Source organism: Escherichia sp. Lx600-2, from assembly GCF_036662595.1.
Classification (GTDB): Bacteria; Pseudomonadota; Gammaproteobacteria; order Enterobacterales; family Enterobacteriaceae; genus Escherichia; species Escherichia coli.
This window is the reverse complement of sequence record NZ_JAYQWM010000006.1, coordinates 1-18,487: the sequence shown is the minus strand read 5'-3', so window position 1 is coordinate 18,487 and position 18,487 is coordinate 1. Positions and strand designations below refer to the sequence as shown.

Annotated in this window: 17 protein-coding genes, 1 tRNA gene and 2 pseudogenes; 8 read left to right on the top strand and 12 right to left on the bottom strand. The window is 51.8% G+C overall.

Going from position 1 to position 18,487, the window contains the following annotated elements; genetic code table 11:
• The first annotated feature begins 7 nt into the window (after positions 1–7).
• Positions 8–601: an XTP/dITP diphosphatase gene (locus OQV04_RS03425; RefSeq protein WP_001174747.1), complete on the top strand. Its 594-nt coding sequence runs from the start codon at positions 8–10 to the stop codon at positions 599–601.
• Positions 594–1,730, top strand: coding sequence for a radical SAM family heme chaperone HemW (gene hemW, locus OQV04_RS03420; RefSeq protein WP_032281572.1), 1,137 nt, complete (start codon positions 594–596; stop codon positions 1,728–1,730). The genes OQV04_RS03425 and hemW overlap by 8 nt, the downstream gene beginning before the upstream one ends.
• Before the next feature lie 242 nt (positions 1,731–1,972).
• Here hemW and OQV04_RS03415 read toward each other — a convergent pair whose 3' ends face one another.
• The 5 genes from OQV04_RS03415 to trmB all read right to left on the bottom strand — a co-directional run bounded on the left by OQV04_RS03415 (position 1,973) and on the right by trmB (position 6,267).
• On the bottom strand, positions 1,973–2,980 hold the full coding sequence (locus tag OQV04_RS03415; protein ID WP_032281573.1) for a DUF1202 family protein: 1,008 nt from the start codon (positions 2,978–2,980) through the stop codon (positions 1,973–1,975).
• 116 nt (positions 2,981–3,096) lie between these two features.
• A complete protein-coding gene (ansB, locus tag OQV04_RS03410; protein ID WP_000394107.1) occupies positions 3,097–4,143 on the bottom strand; it encodes an L-asparaginase 2 in 1,047 nt (348 codons plus the stop codon).
• A 175-nt stretch (positions 4,144–4,318) separates the two neighbouring features.
• A complete protein-coding gene (locus tag OQV04_RS03405; RefSeq protein ID WP_000984796.1) occupies positions 4,319–5,038 on the bottom strand; it encodes a DUF2884 domain-containing protein in 720 nt (239 codons plus the stop codon).
• Between the two features lie 183 nt (positions 5,039–5,221).
• Positions 5,222–5,548, bottom strand: coding sequence for a YggL family protein (locus tag OQV04_RS03400; RefSeq protein ID WP_001107564.1), 327 nt, complete (start codon positions 5,546–5,548; stop codon positions 5,222–5,224).
• A complete protein-coding gene (gene trmB, locus OQV04_RS03395; protein WP_000786911.1) occupies positions 5,548–6,267 on the bottom strand; it encodes a tRNA (guanosine(46)-N7)-methyltransferase TrmB in 720 nt (239 codons plus the stop codon). Before trmB ends, OQV04_RS03400 begins: the two co-directional genes overlap by 1 nt.
• Positions 6,268–6,427: 160 nt before the next feature.
• Here trmB and mutY point away from each other — a divergent pair, with 160 nt between their 5' ends.
• From mutY to nupG, 4 genes are all read left to right on the top strand, one after another.
• On the top strand, positions 6,428–7,480 hold the full coding sequence (mutY, locus tag OQV04_RS03390) for an A/G-specific adenine glycosylase (RefSeq protein ID WP_001301529.1): 1,053 nt from the start codon (positions 6,428–6,430) through the stop codon (positions 7,478–7,480).
• 27 nt (positions 7,481–7,507) lie between these two features.
• Positions 7,508–7,783: an oxidative damage protection protein gene (locus tag OQV04_RS03385; protein ID WP_000091700.1), complete on the top strand. Its 276-nt coding sequence runs from the start codon at positions 7,508–7,510 to the stop codon at positions 7,781–7,783.
• A 64-nt stretch (positions 7,784–7,847) separates the two neighbouring features.
• On the top strand, positions 7,848–8,927 hold the full coding sequence (mltC, locus tag OQV04_RS03380; protein WP_000760323.1) for a membrane-bound lytic murein transglycosylase MltC: 1,080 nt from the start codon (positions 7,848–7,850) through the stop codon (positions 8,925–8,927).
• A 201-nt stretch (positions 8,928–9,128) separates the two neighbouring features.
• Positions 9,129–10,385, top strand: a complete 1,257-nt coding sequence (gene nupG, locus OQV04_RS03375) for a nucleoside permease NupG (protein WP_001049791.1) — start codon at positions 9,129–9,131, stop codon at positions 10,383–10,385.
• 49 nt (positions 10,386–10,434) lie between these two features.
• Here the strand turns inward: nupG and speC are convergent, their stop codons facing one another.
• Positions 10,435–12,570, bottom strand: a complete 2,136-nt coding sequence (gene speC / locus OQV04_RS03370; RefSeq protein ID WP_032281576.1) for an ornithine decarboxylase — start codon at positions 12,568–12,570, stop codon at positions 10,435–10,437.
• A 162-nt stretch (positions 12,571–12,732) separates the two neighbouring features.
• The gene (locus tag OQV04_RS03365) at positions 12,733–12,816 is read right to left on the bottom strand and encodes a hypothetical protein (protein WP_212734937.1); all 84 of its coding nucleotides are present in this window, start codon (positions 12,814–12,816) and stop codon (positions 12,733–12,735) included.
• Positions 12,817–12,968: 152 nt separating this feature from the next.
• On the opposite strand from OQV04_RS03365, the gene OQV04_RS03360 reads away from it, so the two are divergent.
• Both OQV04_RS03360 and OQV04_RS03355 read left to right on the top strand, forming a co-directional pair.
• Positions 12,969–13,676, top strand: coding sequence for a DUF554 domain-containing protein (locus OQV04_RS03360; RefSeq protein WP_000234483.1), 708 nt, complete (start codon positions 12,969–12,971; stop codon positions 13,674–13,676).
• Between the two features lie 105 nt (positions 13,677–13,781).
• Positions 13,782–13,857: transfer RNA gene (locus OQV04_RS03355), tRNA-Phe, on the top strand.
• A 360-nt stretch (positions 13,858–14,217) separates the two neighbouring features.
• Here the strand turns inward: OQV04_RS03355 and OQV04_RS03350 are convergent.
• The 5 genes and pseudogenes from OQV04_RS03350 to OQV04_RS03330 all read right to left on the bottom strand — a co-directional run.
• Positions 14,218–14,838 (bottom strand): annotated as a pseudogene (locus OQV04_RS03350) (Wadjet anti-phage system protein JetD domain-containing protein); the annotation flags it as partial.
• 78 nt (positions 14,839–14,916) lie between these two features.
• A pseudogene (locus tag OQV04_RS03345) lies at positions 14,917–15,195 on the bottom strand (DotU family type IV/VI secretion system protein); the annotation flags it as partial.
• Positions 15,192–16,529, bottom strand: a complete 1,338-nt coding sequence (gene tssK / locus OQV04_RS03340) for a type VI secretion system baseplate subunit TssK (RefSeq protein ID WP_032281577.1) — start codon at positions 16,527–16,529, stop codon at positions 15,192–15,194. The pseudogene OQV04_RS03345 and the gene tssK, both read right to left, overlap by 4 nt.
• An 18-nt stretch (positions 16,530–16,547) precedes the next feature.
• Complete coding sequence (tssC, locus tag OQV04_RS03335) at positions 16,548–18,095, bottom strand: type VI secretion system contractile sheath large subunit (protein ID WP_247806618.1); 1,548 nt, start codon at positions 18,093–18,095, stop codon at positions 16,548–16,550.
• A gap of 32 nt (positions 18,096–18,127) precedes the next feature.
• The coding region (locus OQV04_RS03330) for a type VI secretion system contractile sheath small subunit (RefSeq protein ID WP_332641595.1) at positions 18,128–18,487 on the bottom strand (360 nt) is incomplete at its 5' end.

Below are 18,487 nucleotides of genomic sequence, written 5' to 3'. Positions count from 1 at the left end.
GTATCCTATGCAAAAAGTTGTCCTCGCAACCGGCAATGCCGGTAAAGTGCGTGAGCTGGCGTCGCTGCTTAGCGACTTCGGTCTTGATATCGTGGCCCAAACAGACCTCGGCGTAGATTCCGCTGAAGAAACCGGCCTGACCTTTATCGAAAACGCGATTCTGAAAGCGCGCCATGCGGCAAAAGTGACCGGTTTACCGGCAATTGCCGACGACTCTGGTCTGGCGGTAGATGTGCTTGGCGGCGCGCCGGGCATTTACTCCGCGCGTTATTCCGGTGAAGACGCGACCGATCAAAAGAATCTGCAAAAACTGCTGGAAACACTGAAAGACGTACCGGACGACCAACGTCAGGCGCGTTTCCACTGCGTGCTGGTGTATCTGCGTCACGCGGAAGATCCGACCCCGCTGGTGTGCCACGGCAGCTGGCCGGGCGTGATTACTCGTGAACCGGCGGGCACTGGTGGCTTTGGTTATGATCCAATCTTCTTCGTACCTTCCGAAGGGAAAACCGCTGCCGAACTGACCCGCGAAGAAAAGAGCGCCATTTCCCACCGTGGTCAGGCATTGAAACTGCTGTTGGACGCTTTACGTAATGGTTAAATTACCGCCGCTGAGTCTCTACATTCACATCCCGTGGTGCGTGCAGAAATGCCCGTACTGCGATTTCAACTCTCACGCGTTGAAAGGAGAAGTGCCGCACGACGATTATGTTCAGCATCTGCTTTGCGATCTGGACAATGATGTGGCTTACGCTCAGGGCCGTGAAGTAAAGACAATCTTTATTGGCGGTGGTACGCCGAGCCTGCTTTCCGGCCCGGCGATGCAAACGCTGCTGGACGGCGTGCGTGCGCGTTTGCCGCTGGCAGCGGATGCAGAAATTACTATGGAAGCGAACCCAGGCACGGTAGAAGCGGATCGCTTTGTCGATTATCAGCGTGCTGGTGTAAACCGCATCTCTATTGGTGTGCAGAGTTTTAGCGAAGAAAAGCTGAAACGACTTGGGCGTATTCATGGCCCGCAAGAAGCGAAACGCGCGGCAAAGCTGGCGAGCGGTTTAGGGTTACGTAGCTTTAACCTTGATTTGATGCATGGACTACCGGATCAATCACTGGAAGAGGCGCTTGGCGATCTACGCCAGGCCATTGAACTGAATCCGCCGCATCTTTCCTGGTATCAACTGACCATCGAACCCAATACGCTGTTTGGTTCGCGACCACCGGTGCTGCCGGACGATGACGCGCTGTGGGATATTTTCGAACAGGGGCATCAGTTATTAACCGCAGCGGGCTATCAGCAATATGAAACTTCCGCTTACGCCAAACCGGGTTATCAGTGCCAGCACAATCTCAACTACTGGCGATTTGGCGACTACATCGGTATTGGCTGCGGTGCGCACGGCAAAGTGACCTTCCCGGATGGGCGCATTCTGCGTACCACCAAAACGCGTCATCCGCGTGGTTTTATGCAGGGAAGGTATCTGGAAAGCCAGCGTGATGTCGAAGCTGCAGATAAGCCGTTTGAGTTCTTTATGAATCGCTTCCGTCTGCTGGAGGCCGCGCCGCGCGTGGAGTTTAGCCAGTATACTGGCCTTTCAGAAGAGGTTATTCGCCCTCAGTTAGACGAGGCTATCGCTCAGGGTTATCTCACAGAATGTGCGGATTACTGGCAGATAACGGAACATGGGAAGTTGTTTTTAAATTCGCTGCTGGAGCTTTTTCTGGCGGAGTAAACTTGTATTGCCGGATGCGGCGTGAACGCCTTATCCAGCCTACATGTGGCAACGGTTGTAGGTCTGATAAGACGCGCAAGCGTCGCATCAGACGTTGATTGCCGGATGCGGCGTGAGCACCTCAGCCGACATGTGGCAGCTGTTGTAGGTCTGATAAGACGCGCTAGCGTCGCATCAGACGTTGATTGCCGGATGCGGGGTCAACGCCGCATCCTGCTACAAATCGTGCGCTATATCAAAACTTACTTAATCACCCCATTGCGCCGCAGTTGTTCGGTATCTTTTTTCCAGCGTTCATTAGCCTGGTTGATATCGTCAATCTTCATCAAAATCGCGACTTTTTTACTGTTTATTTCTGAAACTTTCATCGTTAACGGATATTGCCCTTTTTCGAGCGTTATCCAGTCATCCTGCAATTTACGGCTAATTTTTTGTGATTGCAGAAAAGTCTGTCGCCGTTGTTCGTTGATATCGAAATCTCGCTTCTGCTGAATCGGCACTTCATAACACTCTTCACTCTGTTTATGACATGCCGCAATCGCCGGTTGATAAACCTCTTTGTCATATTTAACCACGAACGCCTCGCTATCGTTCTGTTTATTAAACTCATCACGCTGTTGGTGAATTTTTTTAAAGGCGTCTTTGCGGGCCATTTGCTTACCATTTGCATCTTTTCCCCAATATGCATCCGCTGCTTTCTGCGCCGCCACCATTTGCTTATCAAGCGCTTTCACTTCCTTTTCCAGCGCAGGAATCGAGTTCTTCTGGGTATTCAACGCAGTCTCAAGCTGACTAAAGCGATAATTGAAATCTTCGCTATTCACGATCAGATATTTATTATTCGTTTTGATATCGTCGACCACCCGCCCACGATCGCTAGCTGCCGCCTGAAAAGAGTAAAAGTTCACCGACCAGCCAGACGCGGGCGTTCCTTTACTGGTTAACATCGCCGAGAATTTTACCGCTTTATCTTTCGTCCAGGTCTGTTCGAGCAGTTCGTAATCTGCCAACTGACCGATCCAGGTATAGAGATCATCGCTGGAAGAAACATCGCCTTCTGCTGACCAGGTGGCCTGATTACCTTTCGCATCAAGGTTTTTTAAACTGATAGCATCAAGCTTGAGAATGCCGTGATACTGCTTTTTGAATTGATCTTTTAAGATATTTTCAGTTGGCGGTTCGCCATCTGCCCAGACATTACCAGTCATCAACATAAGCAGCGCCGTGCCAACAATCCATTGCTTTTTCACCCGAAAACCCTCGCGCGGAATAATTTATTCTAGTGATTATCATTAGGGTAATTAAAATTGGCAATGGACGTGAGTCTGAAGTGAAAAAGCCCCGGCACGATACCGGGGCGAGGCGATTAGTACTGATTGAAGATCTGCTGGATCTGCTGCGGATCTTTGGTTTGCGTCAGAGCCAGTTGCAGCAGAACGCGCGCTTTTTGCGGGTTCAACGTGCCAGAGGCGACGAAGCCGTATTTCGCATCATCCACTTCGGCATCCTGAGTGGTAGCGCCCGTCGGTACGCGGGAAGAACGCACGACTGCAGTACCGTTTTTCGCGGCGGTCGCCAGAGTGTCAAATACGGTTTTATACAGGTTGCCGTTACCCACACCAGCGCTAACGATGCCATCATAGCCCGCATCTACCAAGGCTTTAGCCGGAAGATCGGATGCGTTAGCGTAGTTATAAACAATGCCGACTTTCGGCAGTTCATTCAGCTTAGAGACATCGAACGGCGTGTCGCTGGTGTGCTTACGTGCCGGGGTACGTTGGTAGTCAATCTTACCGTTGTGAATGTAACCCAGAGGACCGTAGTTAACAGACTTGAAGGTCGCTACGTCGGTGGTGTTGGTTTTGGTGACATCGCGACCGTCCAGTACGGTGTCGTTCATCACCACCAGCACGCCACGATTAGCGGAGGCTTTATCAGCTGCGGTCACTACCGCGTTATACAGGTTGAATGGACCGTCTGCGCTCATGGACGTGGACGGGCGCATTGCGCCGACCATCACCACCGGTTTGTCGCATTTCACCGTCAGGTCGAGGAAGTAAGCGGTTTCTTCCATCGTGTCGGTACCGTGAGTAATGACGAAGCCGTCGGTTTTATCGCAGTCGGTGTTAATTTTTTTCGCCAGTGTCAGCCAGACATCATCGTTCATGTCCTGGGAGCCGATATTCACTACCTGCTCGCCTTTAACGTTCGCAATGTCCTTCAGTTGCGGCACCGCATTAACCAGATTTTCTACGCCAACTTTACCCGCTGTGTAGTTAGATTTGGTTGCGGAGTCACCACCACCGGCAATGGTCCCGCCGGTTGCTAAAATGGTGATATTGGGTAATGCCAATGCTGCACCACTAAAACCCATAACCAGTGCGGCAAGTGCCGTCTTTTTGAAAAACTCCATTTCATTCCTCCAGTTACGTGAACGCTACGCATTATCCCTTAGCTCTGTATGGGAAATTTGACGTTAAACAATTTACAACGTGAATATATTTTGGAGATCTACAAAGTTAGAGGCAGGTAACAAAACGAAGAATTAAACGGCATAAAAAAGTATTATGCCGTCTTAAAATAGAGGATTATTTTAAATTCCCGACCAGGGCTTTGCGGCTATCTTCCAGAGTCACAACGCGGCTACAAACATCTTTGCCAAACTGCTGGAAATCTTTTTCCTGCTTTTTCCACTCGGTTTGGATTGAGGATTGCAGCCCCCCCAGGCTTCCCAGCACATTCTGTAATGGGTTACCGCCGCTTTTCAGCACCGCTTTCGCGCCCATTTCATTAATGCTGTCCTGTAAAATTCCGCCCATTGCCTGATTCACTAATTGCTGGCCTTCAGCGCGAACCTGATCAATGGCTTTATAGTGGAACGTCAGGCCATCGCTGCGCGTTTCGATAATGCGGTTCATCTGCTCTTTCAGCTGCGCATCAAGTTTGGTCAGACGGCTGCGCATTTTGCTACTTTCGCCCATCTCCTGAACGATAATTTTATCCAGAGCAATACGGGCTTTCTCGACGCGGCTTTTCGCGCCTTCATCAATCCACGGCAGCGTGCTACGTAGTTCAGCCTGATAATCCTTCGCCTGCTCGCGCTGGGCGGCATTCAGGGAATATTGCTTACCGTTATACATCACGTTGCCGTCTGGCGTGATCACCAGATTGCCGTTTTCGCCCTTCACCTGCACGGTTTGCGGGCTGACAATCACATCGTCACGCGGCGTGACGCTGCACTGGTAGTCGGCGTGAGCGGTCATTGCCGTCACTGAAAGTGCTGCCGCCAGCAGCATTTTGCGCATCATAGTCTTCCCTCAAGAACAAATCAGGCCAGCATTTGCTGGCCCCAGATTGATAACAAAGTACGCGTTTTCCATGCCGGATGCGGCGTAAACGCCTTATCCCGCCTACTCGATCGTGCATCTTTGTAGGCATGATAAGCGTAGCGCATCAGGCAGTTTTGCATTTGTCATCGCCCGTATGCTTTCTTAGTCCCACCAAACGTCGAAAAGTTCGCTGGTGCGTACCTCATCCAGTTTGCGCTCTTCCAGCCACTTACGCACAATCGCCTGATGTTCTTCGGTGCATTTGCCGATTTCCTGCATGCAGATCAGACCTTCCCAGGCCAGATAACCGCTGCCGTCAAAGGCCAGTTTGTTCGGTTCGATAACCTCGTTAATAAAATCATCAACGGTTTTATCAATCTGTTCTTCCGATGTACCTTCCGGGAATCGCCATGCCACCGAAAATCCTAACTCCTGGAATTCGTCGATGTGCATTTTTTTACGCAGACGACGGCTACGGTTCTTTGCCATTATTTCACCCTCTCGAACATTAAGTCCCATACTCCGTGACCAAGACGATGACCACGTTGTTCAAATTTCGTCACCGGACGTGATGCCGGACGCGGTACGTAATCATTGCTCTCTGACAGGTTTTTATAACCGTCAATAGAAGACATCACTTCAAGCATATGTTCCGCATAAGGTTCCCAGTCGGTCGCCATATGGAATACGCCCCCCAGCTGCAGTTTGCTTTTTACCAGTTCGGCAAACGGCACCTGAACGATACGGCGTTTATTATGGCGCGCTTTGTGCCACGGGTCAGGGAAAAAGAGCTGCACCATGCGCAATGAATTGTCAGGAATCATTTTATGCAGCACTTCAACCGCATCGTGACACATCACGCGCAGGTTGCTTAAGCCCTCTTCATGCGCAGAAGCCAGGCACGCACCAACGCCCGGTGAATGCACTTCAATGCCGAGGAAGTCCTGCTCGGGGCGATCTTTAGCCATTGCCACCAGCGACGCCCCCATGCCAAAACCAATCTCAAGCGTCACCGGCGCTTCACGGCCAAAAAGCGCGGGGAAATCCAGCATATCTTCGCTGAATTCAACGCCCATCACCGGCCAGTAGTTTTCCAGCGCATGTTCCTGGCCTTTGGTCAGTCGCCCCTGGCGGCGCACAAAACTACGGATACGGCGCAGTGGGCGGCCGTTTTCATCAAATTCCGGTGAAATGACGTCGTTTTTCATAAAGATTTAGTCGCTTGTGAAAGTGTTCTGAAAACGGGCATTATCCAAAGTTAGTTGCCGGATGCAAGCATGATAAGGCCGTGGCTGCGGAAAGTTCCGGTTTACACCCTGCCGTCGCTGTGCTGCAATCTTGCCCCCAACAACAGTGAATTCGGTGACCATGCAAGCGTCGCAATTTTCAGCCCAGGTTCTGGACTGGTACGATAAATACGGGCGAAAAACTCTGCCCTGGCAAATTGACAAGACGCCCTACAAAGTATGGCTCTCAGAAGTGATGTTGCAACAAACTCAGGTTGCGACCGTTATCCCCTATTTTGAACGCTTTATGGCGCGCTTCCCGACGGTGACCGATCTCGCCAATGCGCCGCTCGACGAAGTTCTCCACTTGTGGACCGGGCTTGGCTATTACGCCCGCGCGCGCAATCTGCATAAAGCGGCACAACAAGTGGCGACCTTACACGGCGGTAAATTCCCGGAAACCTTTGAGGAAGTTGCAGCACTGCCGGGCGTCGGGCGTTCCACCGCAGGCGCGATTCTCTCGCTTTCTCTGGGTAAGCACTTTCCGATTCTCGACGGTAACGTCAAACGGGTGCTGGCGCGCTGCTATGCTGTAAGCGGCTGGCCTGGGAAAAAAGAGGTCGAGAATAAATTATGGAGTTTAAGCGAGCAGGTGACGCCCGCGGTCGGCGTGGAACGGTTTAATCAGGCGATGATGGATTTGGGCGCGATGATTTGCACGCGTTCGAAGCCGAAATGTTCGCTCTGTCCGCTACAAAACGGATGTATTGCCGCCACCAACAATAGCTGGTCGCTTTATCCGGGCAAAAAACCGAAACAGACGCTGCCGGAGCGCACCGGCTACTTTCTCCTGTTACAGCACGAAGATGAAGTATTGCTGGCGCAGCGTCCGCCGAGCGGATTGTGGGGCGGTTTATACTGTTTCCCGCAGTTTGCCGACGAAGAAAGTTTGCGGCAGTGGCTGGCGCAACGGCAGATTGCTGCCGATAACCTGACGCAGCTGACCGCGTTTCGGCATACCTTCAGCCATTTCCACTTAGATATTGTGCCTATGTGGCTTCCCGTGTCGTCATTCACCGGCTGCATGGATGAAGGCAATGCGCTCTGGTATAACTTAGCGCAACCGCCGTCAGTTGGCCTGGCGGCTCCCGTGGAGCGTTTGTTACAGCAGTTACGCACTGGCGCGCCGGTTTAGCGCGTGAGTCGATAAAGAGGATGATTTATGAGCAGAACGATTTTTTGTACTTTCCTGCAACGTGAAGCAGAAGGTCAGGATTTTCAGCTGTACCCCGGCGAACTGGGAAAACGCATCTATAACGAGATCTCCAAAGAAGCCTGGGCGCAGTGGCAGCACAAACAAACCATGCTGATTAATGAAAAGAAACTCAACATGATGAATGCCGAGCACCGCAAGCTGCTGGAGCAGGAGATGGTCAACTTCCTGTTCGAGGGTAAAGAGGTGCATATCGAGGGCTATACGCCGGAAGATAAAAAATAAAAACAGTGCCGGAGCACGCCTCCGGCAGCTTGCATAAAAACAAACACAACACGCACCCGGAATGATGAAAAAATATCTCGCGCTGGCTTTGATTGCGCCGTTGCTCATCTCCTGTTCGACGACCAAAAAAGGCGATACCTATAACGAAGCCTGGGTCAAAGACACCAACGGTTTTGATATTCTGATGGGGCAATTTGCCCACAATATTGAGAACATCTGGGGCTTCAAAGAGGTGGTGATCGCCGGTCCTAAGGACTACGTGAAATACACCGATCAATATCAGACCCGCAGCCACATCAACTTCGATGACGGTACGATTACTATCGAAACCATCGCCGGGACAGAACCTGCCGCGCATTTGCGCCGGGCAATTATCAAAACGTTGCTGATGGGTGACGATCCGAGTTCGGTCGATCTCTATTCCGACGTTGATGATATTACAATTTCGAAAGAACCTTTCCTTTACGGTCAGGTGGTGGACAACACCGGGCAGCCGATTCGCTGGGAAGGTCGCGCAAGCAACTTCGCGGATTATCTGCTGAAAAACCGTCTGAAGAGCCGCAGCAACGGGCTGCGTATCATCTACAGCGTCACCATTAACATGGTGCCGAACCACCTTGATAAACGTGCGCACAAATATCTCGGCATGGTCCGCCAGGCGTCACGGAAATATGGCGTTGATGAGTCGCTGATTCTGGCAATTATGCAGACTGAATCTTCCTTTAACCCGTATGCGGTCAGCCGTTCCGATGCGCTGGGGTTAATGCAGGTGGTACAACATACTGCCGGGAAAGATGTGTTCCGCTCGCAGGGGAAATCCGGCACGCCGAGCCGCAGTTTCTTGTTTGATCCTGCCAGCAATATTGATACCGGCACCGCGTATCTGGCGATGCTGAACAATGTTTATCTCGGCGGAATTGATAACCCTACATCCCGGCGTTATGCCGTCATCACCGCCTATAACGGCGGCGCAGGCAGCGTGCTGCGAGTCTTTTCGAATGATAAGATTCAGGCGGCTAATATTATTAACACCATGACGCCGGGCGATGTTTATCAAACGCTGACGACCCGCCATCCCTCTGCGGAATCTCGCCGTTATCTTTATAAAGTGAATACCGCGCAAAAATCCTACCGCCGCCGATAATTCCACTAACCGCCCCTGACGATGCTCAGGGGCAAAAATGTTATCCATATCACAATTTCGTTTTGCAAATTAGGAATGTTTGCAATTATTTGCCGCAGGTAACAAAAAACCAGTCCGCGAAGTTGATAGAATCCCATCATCTCGCACGGTCAAATGTGCTTTTTCAAACACTCATCCGCATCACGATGTGAGGAAATTAACATGAATCTTAAGCTGCAGCTGAAAATCCTCTCTTTTCTGCAGTTCTGTCTGTGGGGAAGTTGGCTGACAACCCTCGGCTCCTATATGTTTGTTACCCTGAAGTTTGACGGTGCTTCTATTGGCGCAGTTTATAGTTCACTGGGTATCGCCGCGGTCTTTATGCCTGCGCTGCTGGGGATTGTGGCCGACAAATGGTTAAGTGCGAAATGGGTATATGCCATTTGCCACACCATTGGCGCTATCACGCTGTTCATGGCGGCACAGGTCACGACGCCGGAAGCGATGTTCCTTGTGATATTGATTAACTCGTTTGCTTATATGCCAACGCTTGGGTTAATCAACACCATCTCTTACTATCGCCTGCAAAATGCCGGGATGGATATCGTTACTGACTTCCCGCCAATCCGTATCTGGGGCACCATCGGCTTTATCATGGCAATGTGGGTGGTGAGCCTGTCTGGCTTCGAATTAAGCCACATGCAGCTGTATATTGGCGCAGCACTTTCCGCCATTCTGGTTCTGTTTACCCTGACTCTGCCGCATATTCCGGTTGCTAAACAGCAAGCGAATCAGAGCTGGACAACCCTGCTGGGCCTCGATGCATTCGCGCTGTTTAAAAACAAGCGTATGGCAATCTTCTTCATCTTCTCAATGCTGCTGGGCGCGGAACTGCAGATTACCAACATGTTCGGTAATACCTTCCTGCACAGCTTCGACAAAGATCCGATGTTTGCCAGCAGCTTCATCGTGCAGCATGCGTCAATCATCATGTCGATTTCGCAGATCTCTGAAACCCTGTTCATTCTGACCATCCCGTTCTTCTTAAGCCGCTACGGCATTAAGAACGTAATGATGATCAGTATCGTGGCGTGGATCCTGCGTTTTGCGCTGTTTGCTTACGGCGACCCGACTCCGTTCGGCACCGTACTGCTGGTTCTGTCGATGATTGTTTACGGCTGTGCGTTCGACTTCTTCAACATCTCTGGTTCGGTGTTTGTCGAAAAAGAAGTTAGCCCGGCTATTCGCGCCAGTGCGCAAGGGATGTTCCTGATGATGACCAACGGCTTCGGCTGTATCCTCGGGGGCATCGTGAGCGGTAAAGTGGTTGAGATGTACACCCAAAACGGCATTACCGACTGGCAGACCGTATGGTTGATTTTCGCTGGTTACTCCGTGGTTCTGGCCTTCGCGTTCATGGCGATGTTCAAATATAAACACGTTCGTGTCCCGACAGGTACACAGACGGTTAGCCACTAATTACGCAAAGAAAAACGGGTCGCCAGAAGGTGACCCGTTTTTTTTATTCTTACTTCAACACATAACCGTACAACCGTTTCATGCCATCCGCATCGGTTTCGCTATAAACACCTTGCAGCTCCGGCGAAAATCCCGGCAACAAATTCACCCCTTCTTCCAGTGCAAGGAAATAACGTTGAACCGCCCCACCCCAGACTTCCCCGGGTACCACGCAAAGCACGCCAGGTGGATAAGGCAACGCCCCTTCTGCCGCAATTCGCCCTTCGGCATCACGAATCCGCACCAACTCCACGTCACCGCGAATATAAGCGCTATGCGCATCCTGGGGGTTCATCACCACTGACGGGAAACTCTGCTGGCGGAACATCGCTTTTTGTAGGTCTTTGACGTCGAAACTGACATACAGATCGTGCATCTCCTGACACAACTGGCGCAGGGTGTAGTCGCGATAGCGCACCGGATACTTGTTATAAACGCTCGGCAACACCTCAGCCAGCGGCGAGTCATCCTCAATATGCTGTTCAAATTGCGCCAGCATCGCCACCAGTTGTGCCAGCTTCTCGTGGCTTTCCGCCGGAGTTAATAAGAACAGAATGGAGTTGAGATCGCACTTCTCCGGCACAATGCCGTTCTCACGCAGATAGTGCGCCAGAATCGTCGCCGGAACGCCAAAGTCGCTATATTCGCCGGTTTCGGCATCGATACCTGGTGTAGTGAGTAACAGCTTGCACGGATCAACAAAATACTGATCCGCGGCATATCCTTCAAAGCCGTGCCACTTCGCCCCCGGCTCAAAACTGAAAAAACGGCGGTCGCTGGCTAACACTGATGTCGGATAATCCTGCCACAATTTGCCATCAACAACGGGCGGGATAAACGGGCGGAACAGCTTACAGCGCGCAAGAATAGCCTTGCGCGACTCAATACCCAACTCAACGCACTCAGCCCACAGCCGACGCCCACTCTCCCCTTCATGAATTTTGGCGTTAACATCCAGTGCAGCAAACAGCGGATAGAAAGGGCTGGTAGAAGCATGGAGCATAAAGGCGTTATTCAACCGCTTATGCGGGCAAAAACGCGCCTGTCCGCGGATATGGTTATCTTTTTTATGGATCTGCGACGTCTGTGAGAATCCCGCCTGCTGTTTGTGCACCGACTGAGTCACAAAGATCCCTGGATCGTTTTCGTTAAGTTCTAACAGCAGCGGCGAGCTATCCGCCATCATCGGGATAAACTGTTCGTAACCGACCCACGCGGAATCAAACAGAATGTAATCACACAGATGCCCAATGGTATCGATCACCTGACGGGCGTTATAGACAGTGCCGTCATAGGTTCCCAGCTGAATAATCGCCAGGCGAAACGGGCGCAGCAGGTCGGCTTTTTCTGGCGCAACGTCGCGAATTTGCTGGCGCAGATACTCTTCATTAAAACAGTGCGCATCAATACCGCCAATGAAACCAAACGGGTTGCGTGAAGCTTCCAGATAGACCGGCGTCGCCCCCGCCTGAATCAGCGCGCCGTGATGATTCGACTTATGGTTGTTACGGTCGAAAAGCACCAGATCGCCACGCGTTAACAGCGCATTCGTCACCACTTTATTCGCTGCCGATGTGCCGTTCAGCACAAAATAGGTTTTATCGGCATGAAAGACTTTGGCTGCGAATTTCTGCGCATCTTTCGCCGATCCTTCATGAATAAGCAGATCGCCCAATTTTACGTCAGCATTACACATATCAGCGCGAAAGACGTTCTCACCAAAGAAATCGTAAAAATGGCGTCCGGCAGGATGCTTTTTAAAGAACGCACCATGTTGATGTCCAGGGCAAGCAAAGGTGCTGTTGCCCATCTCAACGTACTGCGTCAGCATGTCATAAAACGGTGGCAGCAAATTCTCTTCATACTGACAGGCTGCGGATTCCAGCTCCAGCCACTGCTGCTCGTTGCCATTGATTACCGCCGTAACGCCCGCAGGTAATTCAACAGCATGTTCGGAATACAAAAACACCGGTAGATGAAAACCGGTGCGCTTAAGCAACGCAAGAATGCCACTGCGACTATCCGCAGCGGTAATGACGACTGCCGCGACGTCCGTAAAATCAGTATCTCCCAACGCCACCACGCGGCGATGAGTAGAAAGTCGGGATACCAGTTCACTACTGGCGGCAATATTCATTGATTTCATAAGCGCAAAACCCGTTTCGGGGAAGTAAGAATACCGGACAAGGTGTAAAACCCTGCCCCATGAGATATGGGTCAAACTGGTCACCAGCTCCGACCGCCAGACATCAGTAAAAGCAGAAACGCTCTGATTTTACTGTTGTCCTGCAGTGAACGTGCGTTAACTTCACCGCATGAGCAGTAGCATAAAAAGAGAAGGGTTTCGCGCGAAACGGCGATAAGCGAGAGAATGTAAGGAGATGGCGTGCATCGGGCAAACTCCGTACAGAGAGGAGAAAATTCGCGCAATCATGGCACCTTTCGCTAAGACGTGCAAGCCAGGACTTTGCGACCAGACAAGCCATCAACAAGGCAAAAAGTTCATAATAAGAAAATCAAACAATACAGTTAACAGGAACTCTTGTGGTCATCGGCCCTTTTATCAACGCAAGTGCAATATTACTGGGTGGCATGCTCGGTGCACTGCTTAGCCAACGCTTACCGGAACGTATCCGCGTCTCCATGACATCAATTTTTGGTCTGGCATCGCTGGGGATTGGTATTTTACTGGTGGTGAAATGCGCCAACCTTCCAGCGATGGTTTTAGCAACCTTACTCGGAGCATTAATCGGCGAAATTTGTCTGCTGGAGAAAGGCGTCAATACAGCGGTCGCCAAAGCACAAAATCTGTTTCGTCACTCACGTAAGAAGCCAGCGCATGAATCTTTTATTCAGAATTATGTCGCGATTATTGTCCTGTTTTGCGCCAGCGGCACCGGGATCTTCGGGGCGATGAACGAAGGGATGACCGGCGATCCGAGTATTTTAATCGCCAAGTCATTTCTTGATTTCTTTACGGCGATGATCTTCGCCTGCTCGCTGGGTATTGCGGTATCGGTGATTAGTATCCCATTACTGATCATCCAGTTAACGCTGGCGTGGGCTGCCGCGCTGATATTACCGCTGACCACACCGTCGATGATGGCAGACTTCAGCGCCGTAGGCGGTTTATTGCTGCTGGCAACCGGATTACGCATCTGTGGCATTAAAATGTTCCCGGTGGTCAACATGCTTCCAGCACTCCTTCTGGCAATGCCGCTTTCCGCCGCCTGGACCGCCTGGTTTGCCTGACAATGCGTGCAATAGCGGCAAAGTGATGATAGATTGTGCAGTCTGCAGTAAATTGAAGAAATTTGATTGACGAGACGAGGCGATTCAGGTTTAATGCGCCCCGTTGCCCGGATAGCTCAGTCGGTAGAGCAGGGGATTGAAAATCCCCGTGTCCTTGGTTCGATTCCGAGTCCGGGCACCACTATTCATAAGGCCTCGCTGCAAAGCGGGGCTTTTTCACTTTCTGGCTACGGTAGATTTCTGGCCATTGCAAAGCATTATCTATTGGCTGGTTTTTTTCGCCTTTTCACGGATGTTCGTGACGTTTATACACCTCAGTACCCTCTGATATACCTTCTCTCTGCTGCCTGAAAACAAGAAATTCAATAGGTTAATAATTTATGCGTTTGTCCATCTAAAGGCGACAGTTGCCACAGTATCTAAACTGACTGATGCAAAGTCCCTCTACCCGGTAAGGTATCAGGACCATCAACGCAGACTTTTCGCAACAACCACTACCAAAATACCGCGTAAATAACCTTCCAGAACAAGCATGACTTTTTTAACTCTCTTTTCCCCACCTGAGAAGCACCTCTTCCGCAATCCCCACAGGCAAAAACTCCTGCTCCAGACGACCACGCGGTAAACGGGTTAAGTAGCGATAAAAATCGGCCTCCTCGTTAAGCAAGCCATCAGGTACAGCTTCCTTCGCTATGACCGGTTCTGGAACGGCGCTATGACTGACATACTGCTCAAACAACTCACGGTTCATATGCAGGGCATCAAGCGTCGGACGACAACGCCTGGCTCTCGCCAGCATCAGTAGTCCCCAGCTATCCATGTCCCCCCAATAGGCAACGCGTTTTTCATCCAGAACAGAACTGGATAGCCATTGCACGTCCAGGCCACAGCCTAAAATCGCGATAGTGTCAGATAATGCTGGAAGATGATGCAAACACTGCTCATTTTCAACCACCAGCACTTGCGACGCGGGTAATGTTGTTTCCGCCAGTTCCGCCGTTGTTACCCGGCATTTTTTAAAAGGAAGCAAGCCGGGTGATAATGGTACAACTAAAACCCAGTGACTGGACTCATCAAAAGCATCAAGAAAAGTTGTTAATCCCTGCTCGCTGGCTTCTCCTGAAAATCGCACGTCCAACTGACCATAGTGTTGTTCCACAAACGTAATTTCGGCAACCGTCCACTGTGCCCAGTGATTACGGTAATGCTGCGTTTTATCCACCATGTCAGACCTCCCGGGTAGCGGGTCTCGGTGCCAGGTCAGGTAGCCATCATCGGTGGTGCCCCTGTTCATCACGCTCTCATCAAGCAGCGCACACAAGGCATACACCATATGGTCGCGGCTGATGTCGCTGTAGCCTGCCTCCATGAGCGCAGCTTTTGCCTCTTTCACCAAACGGCAAGCCCGGCGGTAAAGCCCTTCCCCGTCGCGAACTTCCTGGCCGCTCCGCAACTGGCTGGCCATCAGCCAGCCTGGGTAGAAGATACGTTCTATCTGGCTGAGTTCGGGTTTATTCATGAGCGCAGCACCGCAAAGAGTTCAAGATTCACATCCCCCAGTGAGCGCGGGGTATAGAAGGTGCAACTGCCCATCTCAAGCATCGCGCGTGCCGCTTCAGTACTCAGATCCAGCGAGAAATACTGGTTCTCAAGGCGTAACGGGATAGCGGCCGGAACATGCGTTAGCGGTTTGATAACCATCCCGCTCAGGGCCACATTCACCACATCCGAAACATCATCAAAGCTGCCCGCTTTACACAGCCGCGGGAATTTCGTCTGAAGTTCATGGTTTGGCATGGATGAACGTACGGAGAGATAGAAGTCAGCCCCTTCACGCAAGCGCGCATCGTGCAGGGCGCCTTTCCAGATTTGGTCCTGATGCTCGAGGTGGATACTCACCACCCGCGACGGCAGGCTCGCTTCCAGCAGCTTGTCGAGCAGTGCCAGCAACGGTGGGAATACCCGCTCCGGTGCATCATGCTGATAAGCAGGAATATCGCCTGCGTCGTGCTCCAGTGAGAAGGTCAGCAGGCTGCCCGCCAGACGGGTTAGTTCGCGGTACAGCAACTCAGGGTGACGGTCCGGTGTTTGCAGTAATTCAGCGAGCACCGGCTCGGCGCTGTTCAGCGCATTAAGCAGCCAGAATAATGAGACATCGGCGACCGCAAAATCGGCCATCCGTTCGTTGCTTTCACGCCGCATCGCCATCAAACGCTTGCGTCTTGCCTGCAAGCGGACCAGCAGGTCACTCATTTCGCTTACCAGCCAGGGGCTTGCTGCAACCGAGAGCATCGGCGGGATAAAGGAGGGATCGCGACGCCACTGCCCTTGCGCATTACGCACCAGACGGGCGACCGGGCAGGTCAGATAAGCGGTGTTTTCCTGCGTGGACAAACGAAGCGTCATGGCGTAACGCAGAATGGCCAGTTCACCACTTTCGTGTCCGGCCAGCTCCTGGACCACTACGCGCTCCGTTTTCCAGCGACGTGGACGTTCACTCTCCTGACCGTTATCCAGATTGCCGCCACTGGCGCTCAACAGCGGCAGTGCGGCAACCACTTCAACAGCCTCGGAGCCATTTGCGGCGGATAAATCACAGACTGGCGGAAGATTATCCGCCAGATCCGTATCAACAATCGTGCCATCCTGGAAACGTACGACCAGACGGGTGGCGTTCAGGCGCGAGAGCGCCAGCGCAGCATCATCAAATTCTGCCACCACCACGCCCCAGGGATGAGAAATACCCATCCGGGCGACCATGTCGGCAACGTGTTCACTCCAGCGGTCCTGCTGCTGGAACTGTTGCGGGGCCAGAGCGGCCCCATCCTCCCAAAGTGGGCGGTAAATTTTCATCCCTGATTTCCCCTCGCCTTACGACTTGGCTTTTGGCATCTGAGAAACCAGTGACAGGTTGACGTCCATCCCTTCTACCTGGAAGTGCGGAATAGCGAACAGTCGGACGCGGAAGAAGCCCGGGTTGTCTTCGATATCTTCCACCACCACTTTCGCGTCACGCAGCGGGTGAGAGGCCTGAAGCTCGTCGCCCGGGTCAGTCATTTCGGTCACCAGACTGCGAACCCAGGTGTTGAGTTCTAATTCCAGCAGACGACGGTCTTTGGTGGTGCCGATATTTTCGCGCTGAATCAGCTTCAGGTAGTGTGCGATACGCGACAGCAGGAAGATGTAAGGCAGACGGGCATTAATGCGGCTGTTAGCCGTTGCATCCGCAGTGTCATACAGCGCCGGTTTCTGCGTGGAGTTCGCCGAGAAGAAGCACGCGTAGTCGCGGTTCTTGTAGTAGGACAGCGGAATGAAGCCAAGGTTAGCGAATTCAAATTCGCGGGTTTCCGGGATCATCACTTCTGACGGGATCTTCACCTGGTTGCCGGTGCCCAGATCGTACAGATGGATTGGCAGATCCTGGACGGCACCACCGGCCTGCGGGCCACGGATTTGTACACACCAGCCGTTGTTGATGAAGCTGCGTACCATGTTGGATGCAAAGGCAAACGAGGCGTTGGTCCACAGATATTTATCGTGATCGGGGCCTTTCACTTCTTCCACGTAGTTGAAGCTACGAACCGGCACAGTATCCGGGCCATACGGCAGGCGACCCAGCACGCGCGGCATCACCAGACCGATATAACGGGCATCGTCCGTCTCACGGAAGGATTTCCACTTGATGTACTCCGCACGGTCGAAGTAGTTACCAATGTCTTTGATGGCCGCCACTTCCTCCATCGAATCTTTGAGGAAAAATTTCGGGCCGGCAGAGCCGATAAACGGCATATGCGCTGCGGCGGAGACTTTTGATATATTACGCAGCAGCGCGACATCCTGCGCAGACGCATCAAATTCGTAAGCGGAAATCAGCGCAGCGATCGGCTCTCCACCCGGGGTGTCGTACTCATCAATATATGTATGTTTATACAGTATGCTCTGGATGATTTCTGGGCTATCTTCGAAGTCCTGACGCAGATCTTCTTTTGACATATCCAGCAGTTCAACCTTCACGTTCTGGCGGAAATCTGTTTTGTCGACCAGCGATTTCACGCCGCGCCACAGGCTCTCCACCGCCTGGAATTCTTCGCTATGCATTACCGCATCCAGCTGGCGACTAATCTGGTAGTCCAGCTCCGCGATATGATGGTCAATCAGGTTTTTGTCGAGTTTTTCAACCTTTGAGCCCGATTTTGTCAGGCACTCCAGAAACACCTGCATCCCCGCCGTTAAACGTTCATCAGCGGTCGCATCTGACATCGCCTGCGCGTCCTGCCAGATATCCAGCGCGCTCAGTTCAGACACCGGGTTAAGATTAATTTTTTCAAACAGGGACGCATAAACCCCGCCTGCAGCAGGACGTTCCAGCACAACGCTTGCGCCAGCCGCGGCGTTTTCATTTTTTACAGACATGAGCATTCCTTGGTTAATCCGTGATTACCGGGTGACGGTTAGGAGTGTTTTGGGGCCAGGGCTGAAAGTTCGGCTCTGAGTTCTGCGCTTAATGCCGGGTCGAGCAGAATTTTTTCCAGTTCCTTTCGGAAAGCCTGATTGTCCAGCAAGTTCGCTTTTAAATCGCGAAGCAGGTTACGCATAGAAAGCATTGCCTTCAGCTGAGGAATTTGCCGGGAAACCTGCTCAGGGGTGAAATCCTTCATGCTCTGGAATATCAGAGAGATGTTGTCTTCGCTACCATCATCAGCAAGTGTGTTTTTAACGGTCAGATTAACTTTTGGGTGATGCTGCCAACTTACTGATTTAGTGTATGATGGTGTTTTTGAGGTGCTCCAGTGGCTTCTGTTTCTATCAGC

Bases quoted from the DNA above. Each gene is read 5' to 3' on its own strand.
- trmB (WP_000786911.1), bottom strand. From the start codon at position 6,267: ATGAAAAACGACGTCATTTCACCGGAATTTGATGAAAACGGCCGCCCA.
- OQV04_RS03405 (WP_000984796.1), bottom strand. From the start codon at position 5,038: ATGATGCGCAAAATGCTGCTGGCGGCAGCACTTTCAGTGACGGCAATG.
- speC (WP_032281576.1), bottom strand. From the start codon at position 12,570: ATGAAATCAATGAATATTGCCGCCAGTAGTGAACTGGTATCCCGACTT.
- ansB (WP_000394107.1), bottom strand. From the start codon at position 4,143: ATGGAGTTTTTCAAAAAGACGGCACTTGCCGCACTGGTTATGGGTTTT.
- tssK (WP_032281577.1), bottom strand. From the start codon at position 16,529: ATGAAAATTTACCGCCCACTTTGGGAGGATGGGGCCGCTCTGGCCCCG.
- mltC (WP_000760323.1), top strand. From the start codon at position 7,848: ATGAAAAAATATCTCGCGCTGGCTTTGATTGCGCCGTTGCTCATCTCC.
- nupG (WP_001049791.1), top strand. From the start codon at position 9,129: ATGAATCTTAAGCTGCAGCTGAAAATCCTCTCTTTTCTGCAGTTCTGT.
- hemW (WP_032281572.1), top strand. From the start codon at position 594: ATGGTTAAATTACCGCCGCTGAGTCTCTACATTCACATCCCGTGGTGC.
- OQV04_RS03400 (WP_001107564.1), bottom strand. From the start codon at position 5,548: ATGGCAAAGAACCGTAGCCGTCGTCTGCGTAAAAAAATGCACATCGAC.
- OQV04_RS03425 (WP_001174747.1), top strand. From the start codon at position 8: ATGCAAAAAGTTGTCCTCGCAACCGGCAATGCCGGTAAAGTGCGTGAG.
- OQV04_RS03365 (WP_212734937.1), bottom strand. From the start codon at position 12,816: ATGCACGCCATCTCCTTACATTCTCTCGCTTATCGCCGTTTCGCGCGA.
- mutY (WP_001301529.1), top strand. From the start codon at position 6,428: ATGCAAGCGTCGCAATTTTCAGCCCAGGTTCTGGACTGGTACGATAAA.
- tssC (WP_247806618.1), bottom strand. From the start codon at position 18,095: ATGCTCATGTCTGTAAAAAATGAAAACGCCGCGGCTGGCGCAAGCGTT.
- OQV04_RS03385 (WP_000091700.1), top strand. From the start codon at position 7,508: ATGAGCAGAACGATTTTTTGTACTTTCCTGCAACGTGAAGCAGAAGGT.